This is a genomic window from Pseudomonas persica (assembly GCF_900291015.1).
Lineage (GTDB): Bacteria > Pseudomonadota > Gammaproteobacteria > Pseudomonadales > Pseudomonadaceae > Aquipseudomonas.
The window spans coordinates 1-264 of sequence record NZ_OLKL01000187.1 but is presented as its reverse complement, the minus strand read 5'-3'; the positions used below and the strand labels follow the sequence as shown (position 1 = coordinate 264).

The 264-nt window shown below is 64.0% G+C and carries 1 protein-coding gene; it reads right to left on the bottom strand.

Annotated features, from left to right (window positions below):
* A partial coding sequence (locus FQ664_RS26220; RefSeq protein ID WP_178091087.1) for a DUF3592 domain-containing protein occupies window positions 1–264 on the bottom strand: 264 nt, incomplete at both ends.

Sequence of the window (264 nt, the reverse complement as noted above, 5' to 3'; positions counted from 1 at the left end):
GGCCAGTAGCGCACGCACAGGCGATGGACGCATGCGGCGATCAGGCAGAACCCCATGCCCATCAGCGCCAACAGCAGCGGTGCGCCCCAGCGCAATCCCGGGTGCTGGATACGAGCCTTGGAAGGCATGCCGCCGGGATATAGCACCTGTACCTGTTCGCCGACCACGTACAGTGGTGCCCCGGTAGCAAAGGACGCGGTGAACTGAATCATCTGCCCCTGTGCGGTCTGGAACCTCACCACCGGGCGATGCAGGGTGATGTCA